The 24738-nt window shown below is 65.9% G+C and carries 24 protein-coding genes; 3 read left to right on the top strand and 21 right to left on the bottom strand.

The features are described from left to right. Nucleotides 1–24: 24 nt before the first annotated feature. The 7 genes from JQ573_RS35205 to JQ573_RS35175 all read right to left on the bottom strand — a co-directional run bounded on the left by JQ573_RS35205 (nucleotide 25) and on the right by JQ573_RS35175 (nucleotide 9095). A complete protein-coding gene (locus tag JQ573_RS35205) occupies nucleotides 25–1734 on the bottom strand; it encodes a PQQ-binding-like beta-propeller repeat protein (RefSeq protein ID WP_212319386.1) in 1710 nt (569 codons plus the stop codon). A gap of 428 nt (nucleotides 1735–2162) precedes the next feature. Then, a complete protein-coding gene (locus tag JQ573_RS35200) occupies nucleotides 2163–3653 on the bottom strand; it encodes an ABC transporter substrate-binding protein (RefSeq protein WP_212319384.1) in 1491 nt (496 codons plus the stop codon). 56 nt (nucleotides 3654–3709) lie between these two features. Continuing rightward, nucleotides 3710–4744 carry an ABC transporter ATP-binding protein gene (locus JQ573_RS35195; RefSeq protein ID WP_212319382.1) on the bottom strand — a complete coding sequence of 345 codons (1035 nt, stop codon included), beginning with the start codon at nucleotides 4742–4744 and terminating at the stop codon, nucleotides 3710–3712. Then, nucleotides 4741–5745, bottom strand: coding sequence for an ABC transporter ATP-binding protein (locus JQ573_RS35190; RefSeq protein WP_212319380.1), 1005 nt, complete (start codon nucleotides 5743–5745; stop codon nucleotides 4741–4743). The genes JQ573_RS35195 and JQ573_RS35190 overlap by 4 nt, the downstream gene beginning before the upstream one ends. Nucleotides 5746–5747: 2 nt before the next feature. After that, nucleotides 5748–6641, bottom strand: a complete 894-nt coding sequence (locus JQ573_RS35185) for an ABC transporter permease (protein WP_212319378.1) — start codon at nucleotides 6639–6641, stop codon at nucleotides 5748–5750. After that, nucleotides 6638–7588, bottom strand: a complete 951-nt coding sequence (locus JQ573_RS35180) for an ABC transporter permease (protein WP_212319376.1) — start codon at nucleotides 7586–7588, stop codon at nucleotides 6638–6640. The genes JQ573_RS35185 and JQ573_RS35180 overlap by 4 nt, the downstream gene beginning before the upstream one ends. A gap of 76 nt (nucleotides 7589–7664) precedes the next feature. Beyond that, nucleotides 7665–9095: an amidase gene (locus JQ573_RS35175; RefSeq protein WP_212319374.1), complete on the bottom strand. Its 1431-nt coding sequence runs from the start codon at nucleotides 9093–9095 to the stop codon at nucleotides 7665–7667. Nucleotides 9096–9217: 122 nt separating this feature from the next. On the opposite strand from JQ573_RS35175, the gene JQ573_RS35170 reads away from it, so the two are divergent. Then, complete coding sequence (locus tag JQ573_RS35170; RefSeq protein WP_212319372.1) at nucleotides 9218–10102, top strand: LysR family transcriptional regulator; 885 nt, start codon at nucleotides 9218–9220, stop codon at nucleotides 10100–10102. A 27-nt stretch (nucleotides 10103–10129) separates the two neighbouring features. Here JQ573_RS35170 and JQ573_RS35165 read toward each other — a convergent pair whose 3' ends face one another. The 9 genes from JQ573_RS35165 to JQ573_RS35125 form a co-directional block, all read right to left on the bottom strand. Then, entirely contained in the window at nucleotides 10130–11068 is a 939-nt protein-coding gene (locus tag JQ573_RS35165; protein ID WP_212319370.1) for a carbohydrate kinase, read from the bottom strand. 9 nt (nucleotides 11069–11077) lie between these two features. Beyond that, nucleotides 11078–12730 carry an FGGY-family carbohydrate kinase gene (locus JQ573_RS35160; RefSeq protein ID WP_212319368.1) on the bottom strand — a complete coding sequence of 551 codons (1653 nt, stop codon included), beginning with the start codon at nucleotides 12728–12730 and terminating at the stop codon, nucleotides 11078–11080. A gap of 27 nt (nucleotides 12731–12757) precedes the next feature. Further along, nucleotides 12758–13531 carry an SDR family NAD(P)-dependent oxidoreductase gene (locus JQ573_RS35155; protein ID WP_212319366.1) on the bottom strand — a complete coding sequence of 258 codons (774 nt, stop codon included), beginning with the start codon at nucleotides 13529–13531 and terminating at the stop codon, nucleotides 12758–12760. An 11-nt stretch (nucleotides 13532–13542) separates the two neighbouring features. Further along, nucleotides 13543–14550 carry an ABC transporter ATP-binding protein gene (locus JQ573_RS35150; RefSeq protein WP_212319364.1) on the bottom strand — a complete coding sequence of 336 codons (1008 nt, stop codon included), beginning with the start codon at nucleotides 14548–14550 and terminating at the stop codon, nucleotides 13543–13545. A 16-nt stretch (nucleotides 14551–14566) separates the two neighbouring features. Continuing rightward, nucleotides 14567–15397 (bottom strand): carbohydrate ABC transporter permease, encoded by an 831-nt coding sequence (locus JQ573_RS35145; protein WP_092116645.1) that lies wholly within the window; start codon nucleotides 15395–15397, stop codon nucleotides 14567–14569. 4 nt (nucleotides 15398–15401) lie between these two features. Beyond that, the gene (locus JQ573_RS35140; RefSeq protein ID WP_171947724.1) at nucleotides 15402–16274 is read right to left on the bottom strand and encodes a carbohydrate ABC transporter permease; all 873 of its coding nucleotides are present in this window, start codon (nucleotides 16272–16274) and stop codon (nucleotides 15402–15404) included. A gap of 135 nt (nucleotides 16275–16409) precedes the next feature. Beyond that, on the bottom strand, nucleotides 16410–17723 hold the full coding sequence (locus JQ573_RS35135) for a sugar ABC transporter substrate-binding protein (protein ID WP_212319362.1): 1314 nt from the start codon (nucleotides 17721–17723) through the stop codon (nucleotides 16410–16412). Nucleotides 17724–18117: 394 nt separating this feature from the next. Next, nucleotides 18118–19071, bottom strand: coding sequence for a sugar-binding transcriptional regulator (locus JQ573_RS35130; RefSeq protein WP_212319360.1), 954 nt, complete (start codon nucleotides 19069–19071; stop codon nucleotides 18118–18120). Nucleotides 19072–19080: 9 nt separating this feature from the next. Further along, entirely contained in the window at nucleotides 19081–19746 is a 666-nt protein-coding gene (locus tag JQ573_RS35125) for an HAD family hydrolase (RefSeq protein WP_212319358.1), read from the bottom strand. Between the two features lie 115 nt (nucleotides 19747–19861). On the opposite strand from JQ573_RS35125, the gene ybaL reads away from it, so the two are divergent. Next, nucleotides 19862–21595 (top strand): YbaL family putative K(+) efflux transporter, encoded by a 1734-nt coding sequence (gene ybaL / locus JQ573_RS35120; protein WP_212319356.1) that lies wholly within the window; start codon nucleotides 19862–19864, stop codon nucleotides 21593–21595. 39 nt (nucleotides 21596–21634) lie between these two features. Further along, nucleotides 21635–21868: a hypothetical protein gene (locus JQ573_RS35115; protein WP_212319354.1), complete on the top strand. Its 234-nt coding sequence runs from the start codon at nucleotides 21635–21637 to the stop codon at nucleotides 21866–21868. A 5-nt stretch (nucleotides 21869–21873) separates the two neighbouring features. On the opposite strand, the gene JQ573_RS35110 is transcribed toward JQ573_RS35115, so the two are convergent. From JQ573_RS35110 to JQ573_RS35090, 5 genes are all read right to left on the bottom strand, one after another. Beyond that, nucleotides 21874–22098 (bottom strand): hypothetical protein, encoded by a 225-nt coding sequence (locus JQ573_RS35110; protein WP_021081495.1) that lies wholly within the window; start codon nucleotides 22096–22098, stop codon nucleotides 21874–21876. Between the two features lie 40 nt (nucleotides 22099–22138). Then, on the bottom strand, nucleotides 22139–22414 hold the full coding sequence (locus JQ573_RS35105) for a chaperone modulator CbpM (protein ID WP_092116655.1): 276 nt from the start codon (nucleotides 22412–22414) through the stop codon (nucleotides 22139–22141). Continuing rightward, nucleotides 22411–23313 (bottom strand): DnaJ C-terminal domain-containing protein, encoded by a 903-nt coding sequence (locus tag JQ573_RS35100; RefSeq protein WP_212319352.1) that lies wholly within the window; start codon nucleotides 23311–23313, stop codon nucleotides 22411–22413. The genes JQ573_RS35105 and JQ573_RS35100 overlap by 4 nt, the downstream gene beginning before the upstream one ends. Before the next feature lie 123 nt (nucleotides 23314–23436). Further along, a complete protein-coding gene (locus tag JQ573_RS35095) occupies nucleotides 23437–23619 on the bottom strand; it encodes a hypothetical protein (protein WP_092116659.1) in 183 nt (60 codons plus the stop codon). 86 nt (nucleotides 23620–23705) lie between these two features. After that, nucleotides 23706–24557, bottom strand: a complete 852-nt coding sequence (locus JQ573_RS35090; protein ID WP_212319350.1) for a hypothetical protein — start codon at nucleotides 24555–24557, stop codon at nucleotides 23706–23708. Between the last annotated feature and the right edge of the window lie 181 nt (nucleotides 24558–24738).

Below are 24738 nucleotides of genomic sequence, written 5' to 3'. Positions count from 1 at the left end.
CGCGATGATGCATCCCGCCCCGGCTCAGTCGAGTGTGAAGGCGATGATGTTGTTGCCGCGCTTGTAATCGAGCTGGGTGTTGCCGCCGGCGCCGACCACGACGTATTGCTTGCCGCCGATCATGTAGCTCGACGGCGGCGCGTTGACGCCGGCGCCGGCGCGGAAGCTCCACAGCTCCTTGCCGCTCGACGAATTATAGGCCGCGAACTTGCCGTTGCCTTCGCCGGTGAACACCAGGCCGCCGGCGGTGGCGAGGATGCCGCCGATCATCGGCTCGGGCGTCTTGACCTGCCATTTGATCTTGCCGGTGTTGTAGTTCACTGCGGTGATGTTGCCCGACTGCTTCTCGCTCGGGATCACCTTGAAGGCACCGCCCAGCCACAGCTTGCCGTTTGGATAGGCCGAGCTTTCGACGTGGTAGGTCATCGGCTGGTGCAGGTTGATGGCGTAGGCCAGCTCCTGTCCCGGATCGGTCGCGATCGGCGACCATTCGACGCCGCCATTGGCGCCAGGCAGCATGCGCGCGCCTTCCTTGGTCGGCAGCACCCACATGTTCTCCTGCGGCACCATCGCCTCGGAGAAGCGGATCAGGCTGCAGTCCTTGCGATCGTGCACATAGATGTGCCCGGTCTTGCCGGCATGGATGACGCCGGGAATGGTCTTGCCGTCCTTGTCCTTGACATTGACCAGCACCGTCGGGCTGACCGCGTCGAGATCCCAGACGTCATGGGCGATGTACTGGAAGTGGCAGACATACTTGCCGGTATCGAGATCGAGCGAGACCAGCGAGTTGGTGTAGAGGTTGTCGCCGGGCCGGTTCGAGCCATCGAGGTCGGGCGACGGATTGCCGACGACGAAGTAGATCCGGTTGGTCGCCAGATCGACCGACGGATTCTGCCACACGCCGCCGCCGAGCTTGGCATAGGGATCGCCGATCTTGGCGAGCATGTCCTTCTCGGCCTGGATATTGCGATGCATGTCGCGGCCGGTGGCGTCCTTGGTCGCCCAGACGCCGACGGAGTTCTCCGGAATGGTGTCGAAATTCCAGAGCTGCTTGCCGGTCTTGGCATCATAGGCGCGCACGAAGCCGCGGATGCCGTATTCGCCGCCATTGGTGCCGATCAGTACCTTGTCCTTGACCACGGTCGGCGCCATCGTCTCGCTGTAGCCGAGCTCGGGATCGGCGATGTTGGTGGTCCAGACCACCTCGCCGGTCTTGGCGTTCAGCGCCATCAGCTTGGAATCCAGCGTCGCCAGATAGACCCGGTCGCCGAGCACCTGGACGCCGCGATTGTTGGGACCGCAGCAATAGACGGTGATCGGGCCCATCTTGTGGGCATAGTGCCAGAGCTGCTGGCCGGTCTTGGCGTCTAGCGCATAGACATGGCTGAACGACGTCGTGACATACATCACGCCGTCGACGACGATCGGCGATGTCTCGAGCGACTCCTTGACGTCGGTCTGGAAAATCCAGGCGACGTGCAGGTTCTTCACATTGTCCCGGCCGATCTGCTTGCCCGGATAAAACCGCGTCTGGGCGTAATTTCCGTTGGTGAGCAGGAAGTCCTTGCCGTTCTTGTCGGCGGCGTTGAGCTGCTCCTGGGTCACTGGAGGCACATTGGCGTTACCCAGGACCGACTGCTTCTCCTGCTTGACTTCTTGTGCGATGGCAGCACCGGACAACAGGCCAACGCCGACCGCTGCGGCGAATGCCGCAAGCCCTTTCACGTACATAGTCTCCCCCGTTATTTCTTGGTTGCAGTATCAGGGATGATGTTTGCTACTTCCCCCTCGAGGCCTGGCCGCCGTAGCGAGCGCACACCGTGGTGGCCCTTGGTTGCGCTGCAATAGGTGATCAAAAAAGACAACGACAGGTATCGATGGACGGGTTCCATGTTAGCGCTGTCCTTCACAAAGACAACCGATGCGCTCAATGCGAAACCGCAACAGCATGCGGTCGCGCGCCCGAAGTGCTGCGACCGCGGGCTTGCATCAACCTGAGCAATATCGGTGGCTTCCGGCGCCTTCGCGCATCGCCGGACACATTCGCCTTCGCAGGCGCAGCACGCAAAATGAGACTAAGCGTCAAGCGACGGCGTCGCGCGAGGGGCGGCGCCGGCTGAGGCCATTGGTCTCCACCGGCGCGATCGCTTCCTCCCGGATTACTCCCAAGCCCAGGTCGAGAAATCATTCTCGAACTGCGGCACGTCCTTCCACACGCCCTTCAGCTTCTTGCTGGCGATCGTGATCAATTGCGGCTGGAACAGGAAGCCGGCAACCGCATCGGTTGCCAGCAGGCGCTGCGCGTCGCCGAGCAGCTTGGCCCGGCCGGCTTCGTCAGGCGTCGCCATGATCTGCTGATAGAGCGCGTTGAACGCCTCGGACTTGTAGCCGAGATAGTAATCCGGCTCGGTCAGCTTCACGAGGTCGAACGGCTCGACATGCGCGACCATGGTGAGGTCGTAATTGTGCGGGCCGGTGAAGACCTGCGACAGCCACTGCGCCCATTCCACGTTCTCGATCTTGGCAATGATGCCGATCTTTGCGAGCTGGGCCGCGAGCACCTCGCCGCCCTGTCGCGCGTAGGACGGCGGCGGCAGTTTCAGGCTGAGTTCAAGCGGCGTCTTGACGCCGGCCTCGGCCAGCAGCTTCTTGGCGAGTTCAGGATCGTAGGGATTGATGCCGGTGGTATCGACATAACCGAGCGATCCCGGCGCGTAGAAGCTGCCGATCGGCGTGCCGAAGCCGTCGACCGCGCCGTCGATCATCGCCTTGCGGTCGATCGCCGCCAGGATGGCGCGGCGAACGCGGACGTCGTCGAGCGGCTTCTTGCGCTCGTTGATGCCGACGATGGTTTTTGTTCGCGAGCCGCCGATCAGGACATTGAAGCGCGGATCGGCCTTGAACTGCGCCAGGCTGCGCGCCGCCGCAACCCGCGGAAACGCGTCGACGTCGCCCGACAGCAAGGAGGCGACCTGCGCGGCGGGATCGCCGATGAAGCGGATCGTCACCTTGGCGAGCTTGATCGCGGCGGCGTTGCGATAATCCGGCCATCTGACCAGCGTGATCGACGAGCCCTTGGCCCAGCTGCCGAGCGTGTAGGGTCCGGTGCCGACCGGCTGCGTCGCGTCGGTCGGCGCGCTCTTCGGCTCGACGATCGAGCCCGACGCCTGACCGAGCAGGAACGGCAGGTTCGGCTCGGAATACTTCAACGCGACGACGATCGTCTCCGGATCGGGCGCCGTCACCGACGCGAAGGCCTGGTACAGGCTCCTGTCCTTGTTGGTCGAGGTCGGCGCCGCGGCGCGGTCGAACGTGAACTTCACCGCCGCGGAATCGAACGGCTCACCGTTGTGGAATTTGACGCCCTTGCGGAGCTTGAAGGTGTAGGTCTTGAGATCGGGCGACGCTTGCCAGCTCTCGGCGAGCAGCGGCGACACCGAGCCGTCCTCGTTGATCTTGGTCAGCGTCTCATAGACGTTGTAGAGCGTGACTTCGGCGATCGCCGCAGCCGCCGCGTTGGTGGGATCGAGTCCCGGCGGCTCCAGCGTCATGCCCATCACGACGCTGTCCTTCTTGCCTTGCGCGAGGCTCGGCAGCGGCGCTGCGGCGAGTGCGGCAGCGGCCGCGATGACGCACAATTTCCTCAACATTGGTCTGCTCCCCGGACGTGCTATTTCATCAGCCTGGGCTGGTCCCGCACAATAGACTAACCGGCCTCCGCGACCACTGGCGGCAACGTCATCACGGATTCGGCGTAATGGCAGGCAGCCAGATGGGCGTCTCCCACGCTGCGTAGCGCAGGCGCGGTCTCGCGACAATGCTGGTCGGCGAGCGGGCAGCGCGGCGCGTAGGGACAGCCGGTCACAGCGGACGCCTGCGAGCCGATCGCCTGCGCGCCGCGGCGGCGCCGGACGCCACCTGCCCGGGCGCGCGGAACCGCATCCAGCAGCGCGCGCGTGTAAGGATGTGCGCTGTGGGCGAACAGATCGGCAGGCCGGCCCTGCTCGACGATCCGCCCGAGATACATCACCGCGATCTCGTCGCAGAGCAGATCGACCACCGCGAGGTCATGGCTGATCAGGATGTAGCTCAGGCCGAACTCGTCCTGCAGGTCCTGCATCAGATTGAGCACCTGCGCCTGCACCGAGACATCGAGCGCCGAGACCGGCTCGTCGGCAACGATCAGCTTCGGCTGGGTGATCAGCGCCCGCGCGATCGCGATGCGCTGGCGCTGACCGCCCGAGAATTCGTGCGGGAACTTGTCCATGTCGGCATCGCGCAATCCGACCTGCCGCAGTGCCGTGGCGACGCGCTCGCGCAGGCTGCCGCGATCGATCCGCCCGAGCGCAGTCAGCGGCTCGGCCACGATCCGCGCGATGGTCTGCCGCGGATCGAGCGAGCCATAGGGATCCTGGAACACCATCTGGAAATCGCGGCGCGCGTGGCGCAGTTCGTCCGGCGGCATCCGGTTGAGGTCGCGGCCCATCATGACGACTTGCCCCGACGACGGCCGCTCCAGCGCCATCACCAGCCGCGCAAAGGTCGATTTGCCCGACCCGGACTCACCGACGACGCCGAGGCTCTTGCCCGGCATGACCCGCACCGTGACGCCATTGAGCGCATGCACCTGCGCTGCGGGCTTGAACAGGCTTTCACGCGGCAGGGTGTAGCGCTGCGCGAGGTCCGTCACCTCGAGCAGCGGCGTCGCGGGCGCGGGCTGAGGCTGATCGAGCACAGTCATGTGCCAACGCCCCCGGCCGCCATCGAGACGTCGGTCCTGATGCAACGCACGCCATGCGCCGCGCCGACATCGACGACGGCCGGCAGCGCCGCGCGGCAACGCGCTTCGGCGATCGCGCAGCGATCGGCGAAGGTGCAGCCCGCGGGCAGGTCAGCCAGCTCCGGCACGGTGCCGGCGATGGTCGTGAGCCGCGTCCCCTTGCGTGCGCCGAGCCGTGGGCGGGCGCGGAACAGGCCCTGCGTATAGGGATGGCCCATCCGCGTGAACACGGCATTAGTTTCGCCGCTTTCGACGACGGTGCCGCCATACATCACCATCATGCGCTCGACATTCTCGGCGATCACGCCGAGATCGTGCGAGATCAGGATCATCGACATGCCGCGCTCCGCGACGAGATCGGCGATCAGATCGAGGATCTGGCCCTGGATCGTGACGTCGAGCGCGGTCGTCGGCTCATCGGCGATCAGCACGTCGGGCTGGCAGGCGAGCGCCATCGCGATCGTGATGCGCTGGCGTTGGCCGCCGGAAAACTGGTGCGGATAGGCATCGACCCGCTTCGCTGCATCGGGCAGCCCGACGCGATCGAGCAAGGCAATGGCTTCCAGCCGCGCCTCTGTTGCCGAGACACCGGTATGACGCCGCAGCGGCTCGGCGACCTGGTGCCCGATCGTGTGCATCGGATTGAGCGCGGTCATTGGTTCCTGGAAGATCATGCTGATGCGGTTGCCGCGCAGCTTGCAATAAGCCGTGTCAGGCAGGCCGACGAGCTCTGCGCCTTCGAGCCGGATGCTGCCGCTGATCACAGCGCTGTCGGGCAGCAGCCCCATCAGGGCCAGTGCCGTGACCGACTTGCCGCAACCGGATTCGCCAACCAGGCCTAGCGTCTCGCCGCGGCGAAGCGCGAAGCTGACGCCGCGGACGGCCTGCGCCGGGCCGCGGCTGGTGTTGAGCCGGACACCCAGGTCCTTCACCTCGATCAGCGGCACGCCTACCTCACGCATGCTCAACGCTCCCGCGCCAGACGGGGATCAAGCAGATCGCGCAACCCGTCACCGAGCAGGTTGAGCCCGAGCACCGCGATCGCGATCGCAACACCGGGATAGACCGCGAGCATCGGCGACTGGAACAGCAGGGTCTGCGCATCGTTGAGCATGCGGCCCCAGGACGGCTGCGGCGGCTGGGTGCCGAGCCCGAGATAGGACAGCGCGGCCTCGGCGAGGATCGCGAGCGCGAACTGGATCGTCGCCTGCACGATCAGGATCGACAGGATGTTCGGCAGCACATGCTCGATGGTAATGCGGACCGAGCCCTTTCCCGCGGCGCGCGCGGCCAGCACGAATTCGCGGGCCCAGATCGCATTGGCCGAGCCGCGGGTGACGCGGACGAAGGTCGGGATCTGGAAGATGCCGATCGCGGTGATCGAGGTCACCATGCCCGGACCCGCGACCGCGGCCAGCATGATGGCCGACAGCACGGCCGGGAAAGCGAAGGCGAAGTCGCTCATCCGCATGATGAGCTCCTCGGTCCAGCCCTTGCGAGCCGCCGCGATCAGGCCGAGGCCGACGCCGAAGGTCAGGCCGATGCCGACGGCGATGACGCCGACCATGATGGTGGAGCGCGCGCCGACCAGCAGCAGCGAGACGATATCGCGGCCGAGCACGTCGGTGCCGAGCCAGTGCGCCGCCGACGGCGCGTGCAGCTTCGAGGCGACGTCGATGTCGTAGGCCGACCACGGCGTCCAGACCAGCGACAGCAGCGCCGCGCCGAGCACGAGCAGGCTGAGCACCGCACCAAGCACGAAGCTGCGATGGCGCAGCGCGCGGCGCCAGAAGCCGGTCGCCGGCCGCGCGCCCGGTGCGATCGCCGCTGTGGCGGATGCGGTCAGCGGCGCGCTCACAGGTTGGCGACCTTGATGCGCGGATCGATGAAGGCATAGAGCACATCGACCACGAAATTGACTGTCACGACCATCGCGGCGAGCAGCATCACGCAGTTGCGCACCACGATCAGGTCGCGGTTGGCGATCGACTGGAAGATCAGCCGGCCGAGGCCGGGCAGATAGAACACGTTCTCGATCACGATGGTGCCGGCCAGCAGGTTGGCGAATTGCAGGCCCATGACAGTCATGACCGGGATCATGGCGTTGCGCAGCACATGGCGCCACAAGACCTCGCGCTTGCCGAGCCCCTTGGCGCGGGCGGTGCGGACGAAATCCTCGCGCAGCACCTCCAGCACCGCCGAGCGGGTGACGCGGGCCAGGATCGCGGCCTGCACCACGGCGAGCGAGATCGCGGGCAGCAGCAGCGAGCGGATCCCGAGCCAGATGCCGTCATCCCAGCCGGCAAATCCGCCGGCGGACAGCAATTGCAGCTTCACCGAGAACAGCAGGATCAAGAGGATCGCGAACCAGAAATTCGGCAGCGCGATGCCGATCTGGGTCAGCGACATCACGCCGACGTCGCCGATCTTGTTGTGGTTGGCCGCGGTGTAGATGCCGGCGGACAGCGCCAGCACCACCGTGATCAGCATCGACATGATCGCGAGCGGGATGGTCAGCACCAGCCGCTCCGCGATCAGGCCGGCCACCGGCGTGCCATAGACATAGCTGTTGCCGAGATCGCCGACCGCCATGCCCTTGATCCAGAGCAAATAGCGAACCGTGAGCGGCTGGTCGAGCCCGAGCTTGACGGTGAGCGCGCGCACCGCATCGGGCGAGGCGTCGGCGCCCATCAGCATCTGTGCGGCATTGCCCGGCAACGCGTCGAGCACCAGGAAAATGATCAGCGAGGCCGCGAACAGCGTCGCCACCAAGGTCAGGATCCGCCGCAGGAAGAATACGCTCATGCCCGCCCGAAGGGTAAGGAACAGGCCGCAGGTTTCAACATGTTCGCGAACGAATGCAAGCCCTTCGCCGCGTCATTCATGATTTCAGCGCCGGCCAGCGGCCGAGCAGATCGCTCGCCTCTTCGAACAGCGCCGCAACGCGCAGCAGGTCCGCGTCGGCCCGGAAGCGGCCGACCAGATGCAGGCCGATCGGCAGGCCGTCGCGGCCGAAGCCGGAGGGAATGCTGACCGCGGGATGCCCGGTCATGTTGAACAGCATGGTCCAGGGAAACCAGTGCGGCCGCACGCTGTCGAAGCTCTGGCCATCGATGTCGATGGTGCCGAACAGATCCTGATCGATCGGCAGCGCCGTGCGGGTCAGGGTCGGCATCGCCAGCAGGTCGCCGCGCGCAAGCAGCGACTGCACGCGGCGGAACAGCGCGGTGCGGTTGAACATCGCCTGCTGGTATTCGACGCCGCTGACCTTTGCGGCGAGCGCGAGCTGCTTCAGGAAGGTGGGGCTGAGGTCATCGGGATGATCGGCCGCGAGCTTCTCGAAGCGGGTGCGCCAGACCGTGTGATTGATGGCTCGCCAGATCGGCTCGATGTCGAATCCTTCACCGGAGAATTCCTCGAGTTCAGCACCGAGGCTGGCCAGCCGGTCGAGGCTCGCCTTGAAGTCAGCGGCGACGTCCGATGTCACCGGGCGGCCCGGCGGCGACAGGCAGTACAGCACCCGCCTGCCCCGGAGATCGCCGCGCGGCGTCGCGCGATCGAGATAGTCAGGCACCGGCACGCCAATCGACCAGGGATCAGACGGATCCTCGCCGGCCATCGCCTGCATCATCAACGCGGTGTCGGCGACGGTGCGGGTGGTTGGCGTGACATAGGTCTGGTTGCCGAACGCGTCCTGCACCTGGCTGTGCGGGATCACGCCGTTGCTCTGCTTGATCCCGACCACGCCGTTGCAGGCCGCCGGAATCCGGGTCGAGCCGCCGCCATCGGTCGCAACCGCCAGCGGCGCGATGCCGCTTGCGACCGCCACCGCCGCGCCGCCGCTGGAACCGCCGCTGGAGCGATCGGCGCTCCACGCATTGCGGGTGCGGCCGAACAGCGGCGAGTCGGTCAGGCACTTGCTGCCGAACTCCGGCGTCGTGGTCTTGCCGATCAATATTCCGCCCTGCGCACGGAGCCGGGCTACCGCCACGGCGTCATGATCGGGCACATTGTTCCGGTACGGCACCGCACCGAAGGTCGTGCGTACGCCTTTGGTGCTGACGATGTCCTTCACGGTGAACGGGATGCCGTGGAGCAGGCCGAGCGGCTCGCCGGCCATGACCTGCCGCTCCGCGGCCTTCGCCTGCGCCATCGCCTCATCAACGCACAGCGTAATGAAGCAGTTCAATTCGGGTTGCAGCCGCTCGGCGCGGGCCAGCACCGCAGCCGTCACCTCAACGGGAGATATTTCCCTGGCGCCGATGCGCGCGCGCAATTCGATCGCCGGGAGCAAACATGGATCTCCGCTCATCCCCAAACACGCTCCAAAAGCCGGCCAGCACGTTCGACCGCGTTGACAGGCAGAATGCCCCCCATGTTAACTCGGCGTCCAATACGAATTTAAAGGCCAACCCATACATTTTCGGTATGTCTATGGATTTGCGTCGGCTTCGTTACTTCGTGGCCGTGGCTGAGGAGCGCAGCGTTGGCAAGGCTGCCGAGCGGCTGCGGATGGCCCAGCCGCCGCTGTCGGTACAGATCCGCAAGCTCGAGGCCGAGCTCGGCACGCCGCTGTTCCGTCGCGGCACGCGCGGCATGGATTTGACCGAGGCCGGTCTCGCGCTGCTGTCGCGGGCGAGCGAGGCGCTGGCGCTGGCCGAGGAAGGCGTCGAGGCGGCGCGCGCGATCGCCTCCGGACAGCGCGGACGGCTCTCGGTCGGCTACATGTTCGTGCTGGCGAGCGCGGTGCTGCCGCGCCTAGTGCCAGAGCTGCGCCGCTCGCTGCCCGGCGTCGATCTCGATTTCGTGGAGCTTTCCGCATCGACCCGCGAGACGCTGCTGCTCGACCGCGCCGTCAGCGTGGCTCTGTGCATGCCAGCAATCCATCACCCGGAAATCCAGGTCGCCCAGATCGGCACGCAGCCGCTGATGCTGGCGATGCCGGCCCGCTCGCCGCTCGCCCGCCTCCCTGCGGTACCGGTCAGCAGATTGCAGGGACGTCCGCTCATCGCCCTGCCGCGGCCGGAGGAGCCCACCTCGTCGGCGGTATCGGCGATGCTGCGCCGGCATCAGGTCGTGATGCCGATCGTCAGCCGGGTGGAGACCGTGCACTCGGCGCTCAGCCTTGTGCTCGCCGGCGAAGGGCTCGCGATCCTGCCGGCCTGCGCCAAGCTCGGCGCGCCACCCGGCATCGCGTTCCGGCGCTTTGTCGACATCGCCGACACGATCGAGATCGCGGCTTGTTGGCGGCGCGATTCCTCCAGCCCGTTGATCCCAAATTTCCTCAAGAGCGCCGAGAAGGTCGTTGCGCGGCTGTGACGCGAGGTCTTTTCTGCTGTGGAGCAGCTACCAGGTGTCCGCGGGCAACTCCCGGCTCCGCGGCGGATCAGCGCCGGCGCGCGTGCAGGTGAAGGCGGCGCATTTGCAGGCAAAGGACAGCGCGCGCGTGAGCTCGGCCGCGCTGATCTCGCGCAGACGTTGTCGCGCGATCCGATCCAGCCGATGCAATGCGGCGAGCAGCGCGGCCTGAAAACTGTCGCCGGCGCCGATTGTATCCACGACCTTTACGGCCGGCGATGCGACCTCGATCGGTCCGGCCTCGCGATGCCAGGCACAGGCGCCATCATTGCCGCGCGTAATGACGACGAGCGACGCCCCGCCGGACAGCAGCGCCTCGGCCCGCGCAGCATAGGCCTGATCGCCGAACAGATAGGCGAAGTCGACGTCGGACATTTTTACAATGTCGGCCTTGCCGCAGAATGCCAGCATGCGGGCGCGATAGGCGTCCTTGTCCTTGACGAGGTTCGGCCGGCAGTTCGGATCGAGTGAGATCGTCGCGTTCGTCCGCGCATCTTCGATAAAGGCCAGCGTCTCGGCTGCGCCCTTGTCATGGACCAGCGTGGTCGAGCCGGTATGAAGGCACGTGACGCGGTCAAGCGCGATCGCCTCACGCCGATAGGTCCAGTTCCGCGATGCGGTGTCGGCGTCATAGAACGCGTATTGCGTCTCGGTGCCGGTCACGCGGGCAAAGGCGAGCGTGGCCTGGCGATCGCTGCGCGTCGCGCGGCTGAGATCGACGCAGGAATCCGTGGCATGATCGGCGATCATCCTGCCGAACGTGTCGGTAGAGATGCCACCGACAAAGCCGGTGGGAACATCGAGCCGGGCGGCGCCGATCGCGATGTTGAGACAGGAGCCGCCAACGGCGGGCGTCAGGGCCTCGCGTCCATCCGCCGTCCGCGACGGCAGGAAATCGATCAAGGCATCTCCGCAACTCAGCAGCATGCAAACACCTCAACCCGGCGCCGCACCGGGCGCCCGCTTCATCGCCTCGCGGCTGTCGCGATCAAGCTGACGCAGCATCTTGTGCACGCCGCGCTTCTTGCGATGGAAATCGGCAAGCTCGGGCCTGGTCGGCTCGCTCAACCGCCCGAGCGCCGACATGCCGGCCATCGCCGCATTGATCGAGTTGTGCGCACCGCTGGCGACCGCGCCCAGCATGGCGGCGCCGAGCAGGACGGGTTCTTGCGTCTGCGGCAACGCTACCGTGTAGCCGGTGGTGTCGGCCATGATCTGGCGCACCAGGGGGCTGCGGCTGGCGCCGCCGCCGATCACGATGGTCTTGCCGCTGACGCCGTGGGCCTGCAGCGCCTCGATGACGTCGGCGAGGCCATAGGCCAGCCCGCACAGGCCGGCGATGAACAACCGCTCCAGCGCCGACACGTCGGTGTCGAGATCAAGCCCCGCGATCACGGCGCGCGAGCCGGGATCGGCATAGGGCGAACGGTTGCCGAGAAATTCCGGCAGAACGTGAACGTTGCGCGCGAGGAGCGCGGCCGCGCCGGCATTGCCGCTGCGCGCCAGGATGCGCTTTTCGAGGTACTCGATGACATCGACGCCGTCGTGCTTCGCGGCAAGTAAAACCTCGGCATGCGCCGGATGCGATTTGAGCAGATGATCGATCGCGGCACCCGCCGCGGATTGACCGCCCTCGTTCAGCCAGAAGCCCGGCACCATGCCTTCGAAATAGGGGCCCCAGACGCCGGGCACGAAGCAAGGATCGACGGTCGTCGCCATGATGCAAGCCGACGTCCCCATGATGTAGGCCAATCGCTGGCAGACATCGACGTCGGCGCCGGAGCCATCACGGCCGCCGATCGCGCCGACGCCGCCGGCATGGGCATCGATCAGCGAGGCGCCGACCGCGGTTCCCGGCACCAGGCCGAGATCGCGCGCGGCATCTTCCGACAAACCCCGGCCGAGCGGCGAGCCCGGCGGCACGATCTCGGTGCCGATCCGGGCGAAGCGATCCGCTGCGAGCGCCTCGAGCCCGACCCGCTTCAGGAACGATTCGCTCCAGCCGCCCTCACCCGCCACATAGGTCCATTTGCAAGTGACCGTGCAGGTCGAGCGCGCCAGCGAGCCGGAGGCGCGGAACGAGAGATAGTCGGCGAGATCGAAGAAATGCCCGGCGGCCTCGAAGGTCGCGGGCAGATGCCGCTTCAGCCAGAGGATCTTCGGGATCTCCATCTCCGGCGAGATGGCGCCGCCGACATAGCGCAGCACGCGATCGCCGGTCGCGTTGACGAATTCGGTCTCATCCATCGCGCGGTGGTCCATCCAGACCACGACGTTGCGCGCGGGATCGCCGGACGGGCTGACGGTGAGCGGCCGGCCTGCTCTGTCGAGCACGACCAGCGAGCAGGTCGCATCGAAACCGATGCCCTTGACCTGCTCGGCGGCGACCGCTGCCTCCCGCATCGCGTGACGCACGGACGTCACGCAGGCCGCCCAGATGTCATCGGACGATTGCTCGACGATATCGCCCGGCTCGTGCCAGACCCGGATCGGATGCCGGGCCGAACCCAGTAGCTTGCCGGCCTCGTCGAATACCCCCGCCCGGGCGCTGGTGCTCCCGACGTCCACCCCGATATAGGCTTGCCGCATGGCCGCTCCGTTATTTCCGGCGCAAGCTTACCAGCAAGTGTAGCCGCCATCGACCAGAACGATGCTTCCGGTCATCAGGCTCGCCGCCTCGGAGGCCAGGAACAACACCACCGAGGCGATCTCGTCGACCTGCCCCATCCGCGCCATCGGGGTTCCGCCGATCCAGGCGTCGTACATTCGCGGGCTGTTCTTCACAAAGGCGTTCAGCGGGGTCTCGATATAGGTCGGCGCCACGGCGTTGACGCGAACCCCGCGCGCGCCCCATTCGGCGGCGAGCGATTTGGTCAGATGATGCACCGCGGCCTTGGATGCATTGTAGAAGCACTGCTCCTGCGGCTTGTTGACGATGAAGCCGGACATCGAGCCGACATTGACGATGGTGCCGGACTTCGCCTTCAGCATGTGATTGCCGAACGCGCGGCAGCACCAGAAGGTGCCGTTCAGATTGACATCGATGACGTTGAGCCAGTGCTCGTCGGTCACCGTCTCGGCCGGGGTCTCGCTGCGCGCGATGCCGGCATTGTTGACGAGGATATCGACCTTGCCGTACTTGCGGACCAGCTCGTCGGCGACCGCGGAGACGCGCCCGGAATCCGTCACGTCCATCAGCGCGATATCGGCGTCAAAACCCTTGGCCTTCAGCGCCGCCTGCGCGTCATTGGCCGCCTTGGCGTCGCGGTCGCCGATGACGACCTTGGCGCCGGCCTCCGCCAGTGCCTCGGCGCAGGCGAGCCCGATGCCCTGACCGGCGCCGGTGATGATGGCGGTCTTGCCGCCGAGCCTGAATTTCTCGAGATACATTTTCTTCTTCCTTACGCGTGGATCGACTTTCCGCTGTCGTCGAAACGATGGATGCGCGCCGGATCCGGGATCAGCGACACCTTGTCGCCGGGATGCAGGTCGAGCTCGCCGACATAGCGCGCGGTCAGCATCCCGAGCGGTCCGGCATCGACATAGAGAAAGGTGTCGCTGCCGAGATGCTCGGCGACCGCCACCGTCCCCTGCCAGCCGCCCTGCCCGTCGCGCTCGACCTTCAAATGCTCGGGCCGCACCCCGATGGTGGTCGCGCCCTGCTGCTTGGCGAGTTCGCCGGTGACGAAATTCATCTTCGGCGAGCCGATGAAGCCTGCAACGAACAGGTTGTTAGGCTTCTCATAGAGCTCGAGCGGCGAGCCATATTGCTCGATCTTGCCGCCGTTGAGCACGACGATCTTGTCGGCCATGGTCATGGCCTCGACCTGGTCGTGGGTGACGTAGATCGCCGTGGTGCCGAGCTGCTTCTGCAATCGCGTCACCTCGAGCCGCATCTGCACCCGCAGCGCGGCGTCGAGATTCGACAGCGGCTCGTCGAACAGGAACGCCTTCGGCTCGCGCACGATGGCGCGCCCGATCGCGACGCGCTGGCGCTGGCCGCCGGAGAGCTCGCGCGGCTTGCGCTCGAGATAGGGCGTCAGGTTGAGGGTGGCCGCGGCGGCCTCGACCTTGCGGTTGATCTCGTCCTTGGCGACCCCGGCCATTTTCAGGCCGAACGCAATGTTGCCGCGCACGCTCATATGCGGATAGAGCGCGTAGGACTGGAACACCATCGACAGCCCGCGCTTGGCCGGCGGCACATCGACCACGTTGCGTCCGTCGATCAGGATGGCGCCGCCGGTGACGTCCTCGAGCCCGGCGATCAGCCGCAGCAGCGTGGTCTTGCCGCAACCCGACGGACCGACGAAGACGACGAAGGAGCCGTCCGTGATCTCGAGGTCGGCGCCCTTGATGATGTGGACCGGCCCGAATGATTTTTGCACACCCTGCAGCGTAATCTGACCCATGGCGAAAGCCTTTCTGCTACTTGACCGCGCCGAAGGTCAGGCCGCGGACGAGCTGCCGCTGACTGAACCAGCCGAGCACGAGAATGGGCGCGATCGCGAGCGTCGACGCCGCCGACAATTTCGCCCAGAACAATCCTTCCGGGCTGGAATAGGATGCGATGAACACGGTGAGCGGCGCGGCCTCGAGGGTCGACAAATTGAGGGTCCAGAACGCCTCATTCCACGCCAGGATCAGATTGAGCAGCAAGGTCGAGGCGAGCCCCGGCACGGCCATCGGGGTCAGCACATAGATCAGCTCGCGCCCGATCGTGGCGCCGTCCATCCGCGCCGCCTCGAGGATGTCCTTCGGGATCTCCTTGAAATAGGTGAACAGCATCCAGATCACGATCGGCAGATTGCCGAGGCACAGGATGAAGATCAGGCCGCTTCGGGTATCGAGCAGGCCGAACGTTCGGTAGATCAGGTAGATCGGCACCAGCACGCCGACCGGCGGCATCATCTTGGTGGACAGCATCCAGAGCAGCACATCCTTGGTCCGCTTGGTCGGCGAGAACGCCATCGACCATGCGGCCGGAATTGCGATCAGCATCGCGATCAGCGTCGAGCCGCCGGCGATGATGATCGAGTTGAGCGCGTGGTGCAGGTAGTCGCTGCGCTCCTGCACCGTGACGTAGTTCTCCGTCGTCCAGTGGAAGAACAGGAACGACGGCGGGATGGCGAAGGCCTCAAGTTCGGTCTTGAAGCTCGCCAGCACCATCCAGAGGATCGGGAAGAAGATCAGGAAGCCGACCAGCCAGGCCGCCGCCGTCGAGATCACCTTGTTCCGTGTCGTGACCATCCGCGCCATGACGTTACGCCTCCAGATTCCGGCCGACGATGCGAACGAGGAAGAACGCCACGATGTTGGCGAGGACCACCGCGACCAGGCCGCCCGCCGACGCGCTGCCGACGTCGTACTGGATCAGCGCCTGCGAATAGATCAGGAAGGCGATGTTGGTGGTCTGCAGGCCGGGGCCGCCGCCGGTGGTGACGAAGATCTCGGCAAACACCGTGAGCAGGAAGATGGTCTCGATCAGGATCACCACCGTGATCGGGCGCGCCAGGTGCGGCAGCGTGATGTAGATGAAAGTCGAGATCGCACTCGCGCCGTCCATCTCGGCCGCTTCCTTCTGCTCCTCGTCGAGCGATTGCAGCGCGGTCAAGAGGATCAGGGTCGCGAACGGCAGCCACTGCCAGGAGACGATCAGGATCACCGAGAACAGCGGCGCATCGTTGAACCAGTCGATCGCCGGCAGCCCGAACAGATGCGCGATCCAGGCGAACAGGCCCGACACCGGATGCATCAACAGGTTCTTCCAGACCAGCGCGCTCACCGTCGGCATCACGAAGAACGGCGCGATCACCATCAGCCGGACGATCGAGAGCCCGACCACCTGCTGGTCGAGCAACAGCGCCAGTGGCACGCCGAGGATGATCGTGATCGCGAGCACTGAGCCGACCAGCACCAGGGTGTTCTGCAACGAAGCGAGGAAAGCCGGATCGGTCAGGAAGTAGCGGAAGTTCTCCAGCCCGACGAAGGATTCGGAGCCGGGATCGAGCAGGTTGTAGTGCAGGGTCGCGAAGTAGATCGTGAGCGCCAGCGGCACGATCATCCAGATGAACAGCAGCGCCACGGCGGGCGTGAGCAACGTGCGTGCGAGCAGTTGGGTCTGCTGGGTCGCCATCCCCGCCTCCTTCTCTCGAAAGGAGCGACCATCCCGCTGCGGGACAGGATGGTCGCAAGTAGCCCAGCTCGGGAGGTTTGAGCTAGGTCGGGCGGCCAAGGCGCGTGCTGCGCCCTGGCTTTGTCTGGGCGTGGCTTATTTGATGTAGCCCGCGCGCTTCATCTCGCGCTCGGTCACGGACTGCGCAGCGGTGAGCGCCGCATCGACGGTGGTCGAGCCGGACAGCGCGGCCGAGAACTGCTGGCCGACCTGGGTGCCGATGCCCTGGAATTCAGGGATTGCCGCATACTGCACGCCCACGTAAGGCACCGGCTTCACCGTCGGCTTGTTCGGATCGGCGGCGTCGATCGAGGCCAGGGTCAGCTTGGCGAAGGGCGCGACCTTCAGATAATCGGGGTTCTTGTACAGCGAAGTGCGCGTGCCGGGCGGCACGTTGGACCAGCCTTCCTTCGACGCGACGAGCTTGGTGTAATCCTTGCTGGTCGCCCAGGCGATGAACTTCTCGGCCGCATCGACCTTCTTCGAGCCGGCGGGGATCGCGAGGCTCCATGCCCACAGCCAGTTGGCGTTCTTGCCGAGCCCGGTGTTCGGGGCCAGCGCGAAGCCGACCTTGTCGGCAACCTTGGAATCCTTCGGGTTGGTCACCATGGACGCCGCCACCGTGGCATCGATCCACATCGCGCATTTGCCGGCGCTGAACAGCGCGAGGTTCTCGTTGAAGCCGTTGGATGAGGCGCCGGGAGGTCCGGCCTGCTTCATCAGGTCGACATAAGTCGTGAGCGTCTTCTTCCATTCCGGCGAATTGAACTGCGGCTCCCACTTCTCGTCGAACCAACGCGCGCCGAACGAGTTGGACATCGCGGTCAGGAACGCCATGTTCTCGCCCCAGCCGGCCTTGCCGCGCAGGCAGATGCCGTAGACGCCGCCCGACTTGTCGGTCAGCTTCTTGGCCGCATCGACCACGAAGTCCCAGGTCGGGCTTTCCGGCATCTTCAGGCCGGCCTTGTCGAACAGGTCGGTGCGGTACATCACCATCGAGCTCTCGCCGTAGAACGGTGCGGCGTAGAGCTTGCCGTCGACCGAGACCGCATCCTTGATCTTCGGCAGCAGGTCGTTGACGTCGTAGTCAGCGCCGAGCTTGTCGAGCGGCACCAGCCAGCTCTTCTTGGCCCAGATCGGCACCTCGTAGGTGCCGATGGTGAGCACGTCGAACTGGCCGCCCTTGGTGGCGATGTCGGTGGTCACGCGCTGGCGCAGCACGTTCTCCTCAAGCGTCACCCATTTGACAGTGATGTCGGGGTTCTTCGCGGTGAATTCGCTGGTGAGCCCCTGCATGCGGATCATGTCGCTGTTGTTGACGGTCGCCACCGTCAACGTGGTCTGGGCGATCGAGGGGGCAGAGATCAAAAGAGCAGCCGCGCCCGCAACGGCGCAAAGGACGTTTTTCAAGGTGACCTCCCTTATGTCACGTTGAGCATATGCCCACGTGTTGAGCGTATGTTCAACCCGTCGTTAAAATTTGTCAAGCACGCGACTACGCCGTCCCGCGCGATTGCGGGTTCCACTGCAGCCTGGGATGGAGGTTTGTGCGGAGGTGAAGGGAGGCGACAGCGCCTGGGAAGGCGGCTAGCATCGCGACGGCAACGGGACGGCGCTCCCTCGCCCCGTTCTTACGGGGAGAGGGCTGGGGTGAGGGGCTCTCTCCGCGCATACGAAATCAAAGGAATGCGCGGAGACTCCCCCTCACCCGGAACGCATCTGACGATGCGTTCTGGCCTCTCCCCGCGCGCGGGGCGAGGCGAAGCGTAGCGCGTGGTTCGCTTCGAATAGACTGATACAGCGCCTAGCGATCCAGCACCGCGCGTGCGGTGGCCTCATCCGTGATGAGGCCGTTGATCACCCGGCCCGCCAGCGCAGCCTTGATCGACGGCACCTTGGCGGCGCCGACGGCCGCCGCGATCGTGGTCGACACCGCAGGGATCTGCGGCGGAATGCTGGTCAGGCGCTTGTTGGTGCCGCCCTTGATCAGGCGGCCCTTGGCGTCATAGGCCCAGCCGGTCACCTCGCCGATCGCGCCGAGCCGCATCATCTCCAGCAATTCTTCGCGGGTGACGAAGCCGTCGACATGGACCTGGGCCTTCTGGTCCATCTGGCCGATGCCGATCAGGCGCAGATCGGCCTTGGCGGCGACCGCCCTCACCCGCGCGATCGGATCGATGCGGATCATGCGGTTGCGCTCGTCCTCGCTCGACATCAGGAACGGCAGCGGCATCGGGTAATGGCGTGCACCGGTGCGGTCGGCGAGCCGTCCGACCGTGTCGTAGAAGCTCGCCGAGCCGTCGGCGGAGATGTTGCCGACCAGCGAGACGATCTGATGATCGGGCCGCTCGATCGGCGAGACCCGCTCGACCGCGGCGCGCACCGCGCGGCCGGTGCCGAGCGCCACGATGACCGGCGTCTCCGAGCGCAGCGTCAGCTCCAGCAGATTGGCGCTGCGCTCCGCAATCCCGGCATTCGACAGCGGCGCCGCCGGATCCGATGGCACGACGTCGCAATGCACCAGATCGAACCGCGCCTTCAGCCGGGACGCGAGCTCCATGCAGGCCGCAATGGGGTGCTCGAGACGAAACGTGATCAGCCGCTCGGCAAGGCACAGCGACACCAGGCGCTGCGCCGAGGCGCGCGACACCTGCAGCATTTTTGCAATCTCGTCCTGGGTGTGGCCCGCGATGAAATACAGCCAGCCGGCGCGCGCCGCATCGTCAAGGCGAGACTTTTCGTTGTCGGGCGCAGCCATGATCGTACGTCAGCCTTCGTTCCAGAAATCGGTCATCGCGGCGAAGATTCGATCCGCCCCGGCCTGCTTCAGCAGAGCACTGCCGTCCGTCAACCGATAGTGGGCGCCGCCGACAAATCCCCACACTTTCATGCCAGCGGCCTTTGCCGCCGTCACCCCGCTGACGCTGTCCTCGATGACAAGCGTGCGGCGCGGCTCGGCTCCCATTTTGCCGGCGGCAAACAGGAATAGATCCGGCGCCGGCTTGCCACGCTCGACCATCTGCGCGGTATAGAGCCGCTGTCCGAAGCTCGCCGCAAGACCGGTCAGCTCCAGCGAGAACCTCACGCGGTCAAGATCGCTCGATGAGGCGACGCAATACGGCAGGTGCAATTCCGCGAGCACGGCGGCGATGCCCGCAATCGGCTTGAGCCGCGAGCGGAAGGTCTCGCGCACCTGGTGCGCCAATTCGGGCAGGAAGGTCGCAGGCAACGGCTTGCCCACGCCCCGGCAATAATCGATCAGGGCCGTGGTGCTGCGCCCGAGGAAGAGTTCGAGCGCCCGCTCGGTGCTCATCTCGATGCCGGCCTTCGCCATCGCCCCGGCGAGGCAGCGGCAGCTCAACTCCTCGCTGTCGACGAGCACGCCGTCGCAGTCGAAGATGACCAGATCGGTCTTGGGCAGCCGCGGATCCATCCCGGCATGAGATCATATGCTCACGCCATGAGCAATAGATCACCATTCCGCGCGCGGAATGCCGCGCCTCAAATGGTCGCGGTGCACCGTCAACCATGCTGTGCGACAAGGCGAAATGCCGCATGACACACCTCTGATCGCGACCATCGTCGCGGGCCTCGGACTCGCCTTCGTCTTCGGAACCATCGCCCAGCGCTTTCGGGTTCCGCCACTGGTCGGTTATCTGCTCGCGGGTGTCGCCGTCGGTCCGTTCACGCCCGGCTTCGTCGCCGATCAGGCGCTGGCAACCGAGCTCGCGGAGCTCGGTATCATTCTCCTGATGTTCGGCGTCGGCCTGCATTTCTCGCTGAACGACCTGCTGTCGGTGCGCGCGATCGCGGTGCCCGGCGCCATTGCGCAGATTGCGGTCGCCACACTCTTGGGCCTCGGCCTCGCGCTGGTGATGGGCTGGACCGTCGGTGCCGGGCTGGTGTTCGGGCTCGCGCTGTCGGTCGCAAGTACCGTCGTGCTGTTGCGCGCATTGCAGGAGCGCCGCCTGATGGACACCGAACGCGGCAAGATCGCGGTCGGCTGGCTGATCGTCGAGGACCTCGCCATGGTGCTCGCGCTGGTGCTGTTCCCGGCGGTCGCGAGCTTCCAGGGCGGCGACGGCGCGGCCCTCACCTCCGACCCGCTCGCCACCCGCTTCGGGCTTGGGCTGACCGGCGTGCTGGTGCTGACGCTGGTCAAGATCGCCGTGTTCATCGCGCTGATGCTGGTGGTCGGACGCCGGCTGATCCCATGGGCCCTGCACTACATCGCGCATACCGGTTCGCGCGAGCTGTTCCGGCTGGCCGTGCTTGCGATCGCGCTCTGCATCGCGTTCGGCGCGACCAAGCTGTTCGGGGTGTCGCTCGCGCTCGGCGCCTTTTTTGCCGGGATGATGCTGCGGGAATCGCCGCTGAGCCAGCGCGCCGCCCAGGAGACCCTGCCGCTGCGCGACGCATTCGCGGTGCTGTTCTTCGTCTCGGTCGGCATGCTGTTCGATCCGCTCAGCGTGGTGCGCGAACCCTGGCCGTTTCTCGCGACACTGTTCGTGATCGTGGTCGGCAAGTCGCTCGCCGCGCTCGTGATCGTTCTGCTGTTCCGTCACCCGATGGCGACCGCCCTGATGATCTCGGCGAGCCTTGCCCAGATCGGCGAATTCTCCTTCATCCTGGCCGAGCTCGGCGTTGCGCTCAATCTGCTGCCGAAGGCCGGCCGCGACCTGATCCTGGCCGGCGCGATCTTCTCGATCATGCTCAACCCGCTGGTGTTCGCGGTGGTCGACTGGCTGACCTCGCGGCTCGAGAAGCCGCAGGCTTCCTCGCCAACCGTTGAAACCGCTGAACCGATCCCGATCACCGACTTGCAGGATCACACCATCCTGGTCGGCTACGGCCGGGTCGGCAGCATCGTTGGCGATGCGCTGCATCAGCGCAACGCGCCGTTCCTCGCGGTCGAGGCATCCGACGACATGGTCGCAAAGCTCAGGCAGCGCGGCATCCAAGCCCTGATGGGCAACGCCGCGCGCGCCAGCGTGCTGCGCGCGACCAATCCCGCCGGCGCGCGATCGCTGGTGATCGCCATTCCCGAAGCGTTCGAGGCCGGACAGATCGTCGAGCAGGCCCGCGTGGCGAATGCCGCCATCCGGATCATCGCGCGCGCGCATTCCGACGCCGAGGTCGATCATCTGAAGGGCCTCGGGGCCGACATCGTGATCATGGGCGAGCGCGAGATTGCCCGCGGCATGATCGAGGAGCTCGACCGCAGACACTCTGGCGTTGCCGCACAAGATGCGGCAACCGCGCGGGAAGATTCTGCGGCCTGAGGTAACGGCGTCCACAGCGCGACGAAAGGAGATCAAGACATGGCGTTCAAGAGCCCGCACGTTTCGCTGGTGTCGTTCTCGATCGAGCTCGGCGCCGAGGCCACCACCAATGTGATGCAGATCGAGACCGATTTGCATCTGAACACCCGTCATCCGAGCTATGACGCCGCGGCGATCGAGCGTCTCGTGCGCGACGCGCAGGCCTATCTTGCCGGCAATGCCGACCAGATCACGCAAATCCGGCTGGTCTCCAACCGCAGCGGCCAGACCTGACGAAATCAACCGCCGAGGAATGCCGGCGCCAGGTCTTCCTGCACGATGATGTTGGCGGCTTCCGTCGTCAGCTCGCTGCCGACAAGGTCCAGATTTTTCGCGGCCTCGAACAACATCGCGCGGACGTCGTCCGGCGTCAGCACGCCCTTTGCGATCAGCTTGCGCACCAGCGCCTGCAAGATCAGAACGTCGATCTCGCCATGGGCCAGCGGCGTCGGCTTGTCCGTCATGATCGTCTCCCGGGACCGAGGTTCGCCGTAAGCGAGGCGGCTAGCGCGGCGATGACGCGATATCCTTGTGCAACTCTTCGAACGCCCGGCGCAGGCCGTGCAGTTGGTCGACCAGATGGAGGATGACGTCGATCCCCTCGTCGTTGACGCCGAAATCACCTTTCAGATCCCGGATCAGATGCGCGCGCGCCAGGTCGGTGTCGGAAAAGCTGATCTCGTGCGTCGTCTCGTCCGGAACGAGCCATTGCTGCTCGATCCAGAACTCCAGGGTCTGCACCTCCAGACCCGCATCGATCAGGAACTGCTGCTTGTTCATGATGCACCATCATCGCGTGGATTGAATCCCTTGCGATCCCAGTTCGACACGAACGCCTCGAGCGCGGGATCGGGTCCCTTGGGCAGGACCACCTTGAGTTTGACGAACTCATCGCCATGACCACCGCCGGCCCGGGGCGCGCCCTTTCCGCGCAACCGCAGCGTCGTGCCGGTGTTCGAGCCTTTCGGAACCGTCATGGTCACGGCGCCGGTCGGCGTCGGAACGTTGACCTTGCCGCCGAGCACCGCCTCTGACAGCGAGATCGGCAATTCCAGCGAAATGTCATCGCCCTCGCGGGTGAAGCGCGGATCGGGCCTGATCTCCACTTCGATCAGCGCGTCGCCGGGGCCGCCCTTGCCGGTGCCGGGCATGCCCTTGCCGCGCAGACGAATGACCTGACCGTCGATCAGTCCCGGTGGGATCGTCACATCGAGCGTGCCGCCATCGGGAAGCGCCAGGCGCTTGCTCGCGCCGGCGATCGATTCTGCGAAATCGATCACAAGGCTGTAGTGCAGGTCGCGGCCGCGCCGGTTGGCACGCGCCTGCTCGGTGCGGCGTAGCAGCTCGGCGAACGCGTCGTCCTGGTCCATGTAATCGGCGTAACCGGAACTGTCGGCGTAGGAATGCCCCCCATCCGCGGTGGCGAAATCCCGGTAGTAGCGATGCTGCGGCCGCTCGGTGCCATCAGCGTCGATCTCGCCGGCGTCGAAGCGCTTGCGCTTGTCGGCATCTGAGAGCAGATCGTTCGCCGCAGCGACTTCCTTGAATTTTTCTTCAGCCGCCTTGTCACCCGGATTGAGATCCGGATGCAGCTTCTTCGCCAGCTTTCGATAGGCCTTCTGGATATCGGCCGAGGACGCCGTCGGGGCAACGCCAAGAACCTCGTACGGATTTCTCACAACCTGCTCCGCAACACCGTGAGTGCACCTGCAATCATGAGGGCGCAAAAGCAGCCGATTTGCAAGTGCGCTCGCACATCGCCCGGCAATGGGCGACGCAGCATGCGCTCAGATCGCGGCCCGCTACGAGGTATGTCCGGGATCGAGATAGTTCGGCATGTTCTTTTTCTGCTGCGGCGTCATCCTGGCGGGATCCGGCTTGCCCGGCACACCCCGCGGGCCAAGCAGGGCTCGCTGCATATCGTCCTCGCTCAGGCGTGGCTTGCCGTCGTCAAGCTGTCCGCTGCCACCGTGACTCTGTGCCATGACCGACCTCCAGTGATGATCGCCTGCGCGCGGGCAGAAGAGAGTGCGCGCTCCGCCGGAACGAGCCGGCGGAGCGCGATCTTACCTCAGCGTTGCTCCTGCCGCTTCTCCTCTGCGGGGTGACCTGCGGCCGGCGCAGCATGCGGCGGCGCCTGAACGTGCGGCGCGGCCTGAACGTGCGGCTCGGGCCGTGCCGCCGGCTGCGGATGCGCCTCAGGGCGTGCCATGGTCTCCGGCCGCGCTTCCGGCCTTGCCGCAGGCTCCGGTCGTGCTTCAGGCCTTGCTACCTGCTCCGGCCGCGCGACCGGCTTCGCGGCAGGCTCGGGCCGCGGCTCCTCCTTGCGCACCTCTTCAGGCCGCCTCTCCGGTGCGGCAGGACGCGCCGCTTCCGTTGCAGGCCGCGGCTCAACCTTCGGCTCGGCGGCAGGCGCTGCGCGCTTTTCCTCGACCGCAGGCCTGCTCACCTCGGCGGGCGGATGCGCCGCAATCCCCTTCTCGGGGACCGGAAGCGCATGGGATTCGGCAGGCGCCGGTGCGGCGGGATGCGGCTCAACCTTCGTCTCGGGAGTTGCGCGCTTCTCCTCGGCCGCAGGCTTGGTCTCCTGAGCGGACGGATGCGCCGCCGGAAGCTCCTTGCCCGGCACGGGGAGCGCATGGGAGTCAGCCGGTGCGGTTGCGGCGCCTGGCCGCGCCGGCTCCCCGGCTGCCGGCCGTGCAGCGTTGGCAGGCACCACCTCGCCGGCCGGCCGCGCGCGGACCACGCCCGGTCCCTTCAACTCGCCGGGTCGCGCCGTTGCGGCGACGGCGGGCACGCCGTTGTTGGTCCGCTTGAACAGGCTCGGATCCTGGCTTGCGGTCTCGACCTGCTTGCGTTGCAACGGCGTCGCCGCGAAATGCTGTTCCTTGGCGACCGCACGTTCGGCCGGAGTCGGCCGCACCTCGATGCCGCCGCGGCCGCCATTGTAGCTGACGTTGTTGACGGTGGTCTGGTTGATCGTGACGTTCTTCTCGTAGACGTTGGTGATGCGCGCGCCCTGAAGCTCGTTTTAGGTCAGTTGGCAACCGTCTTTCTGAAATGAAGCGGTTGATCCGATAGCGACATTTTCTGAAGGACACTTC

Source organism: Bradyrhizobium sp. AUGA SZCCT0105 (genome assembly GCF_018129565.1).
Taxonomy (GTDB): Bacteria; Pseudomonadota; Alphaproteobacteria; order Rhizobiales; family Xanthobacteraceae; genus Bradyrhizobium.
This window is presented reverse-complemented; position numbering and strand designations above follow the sequence as displayed.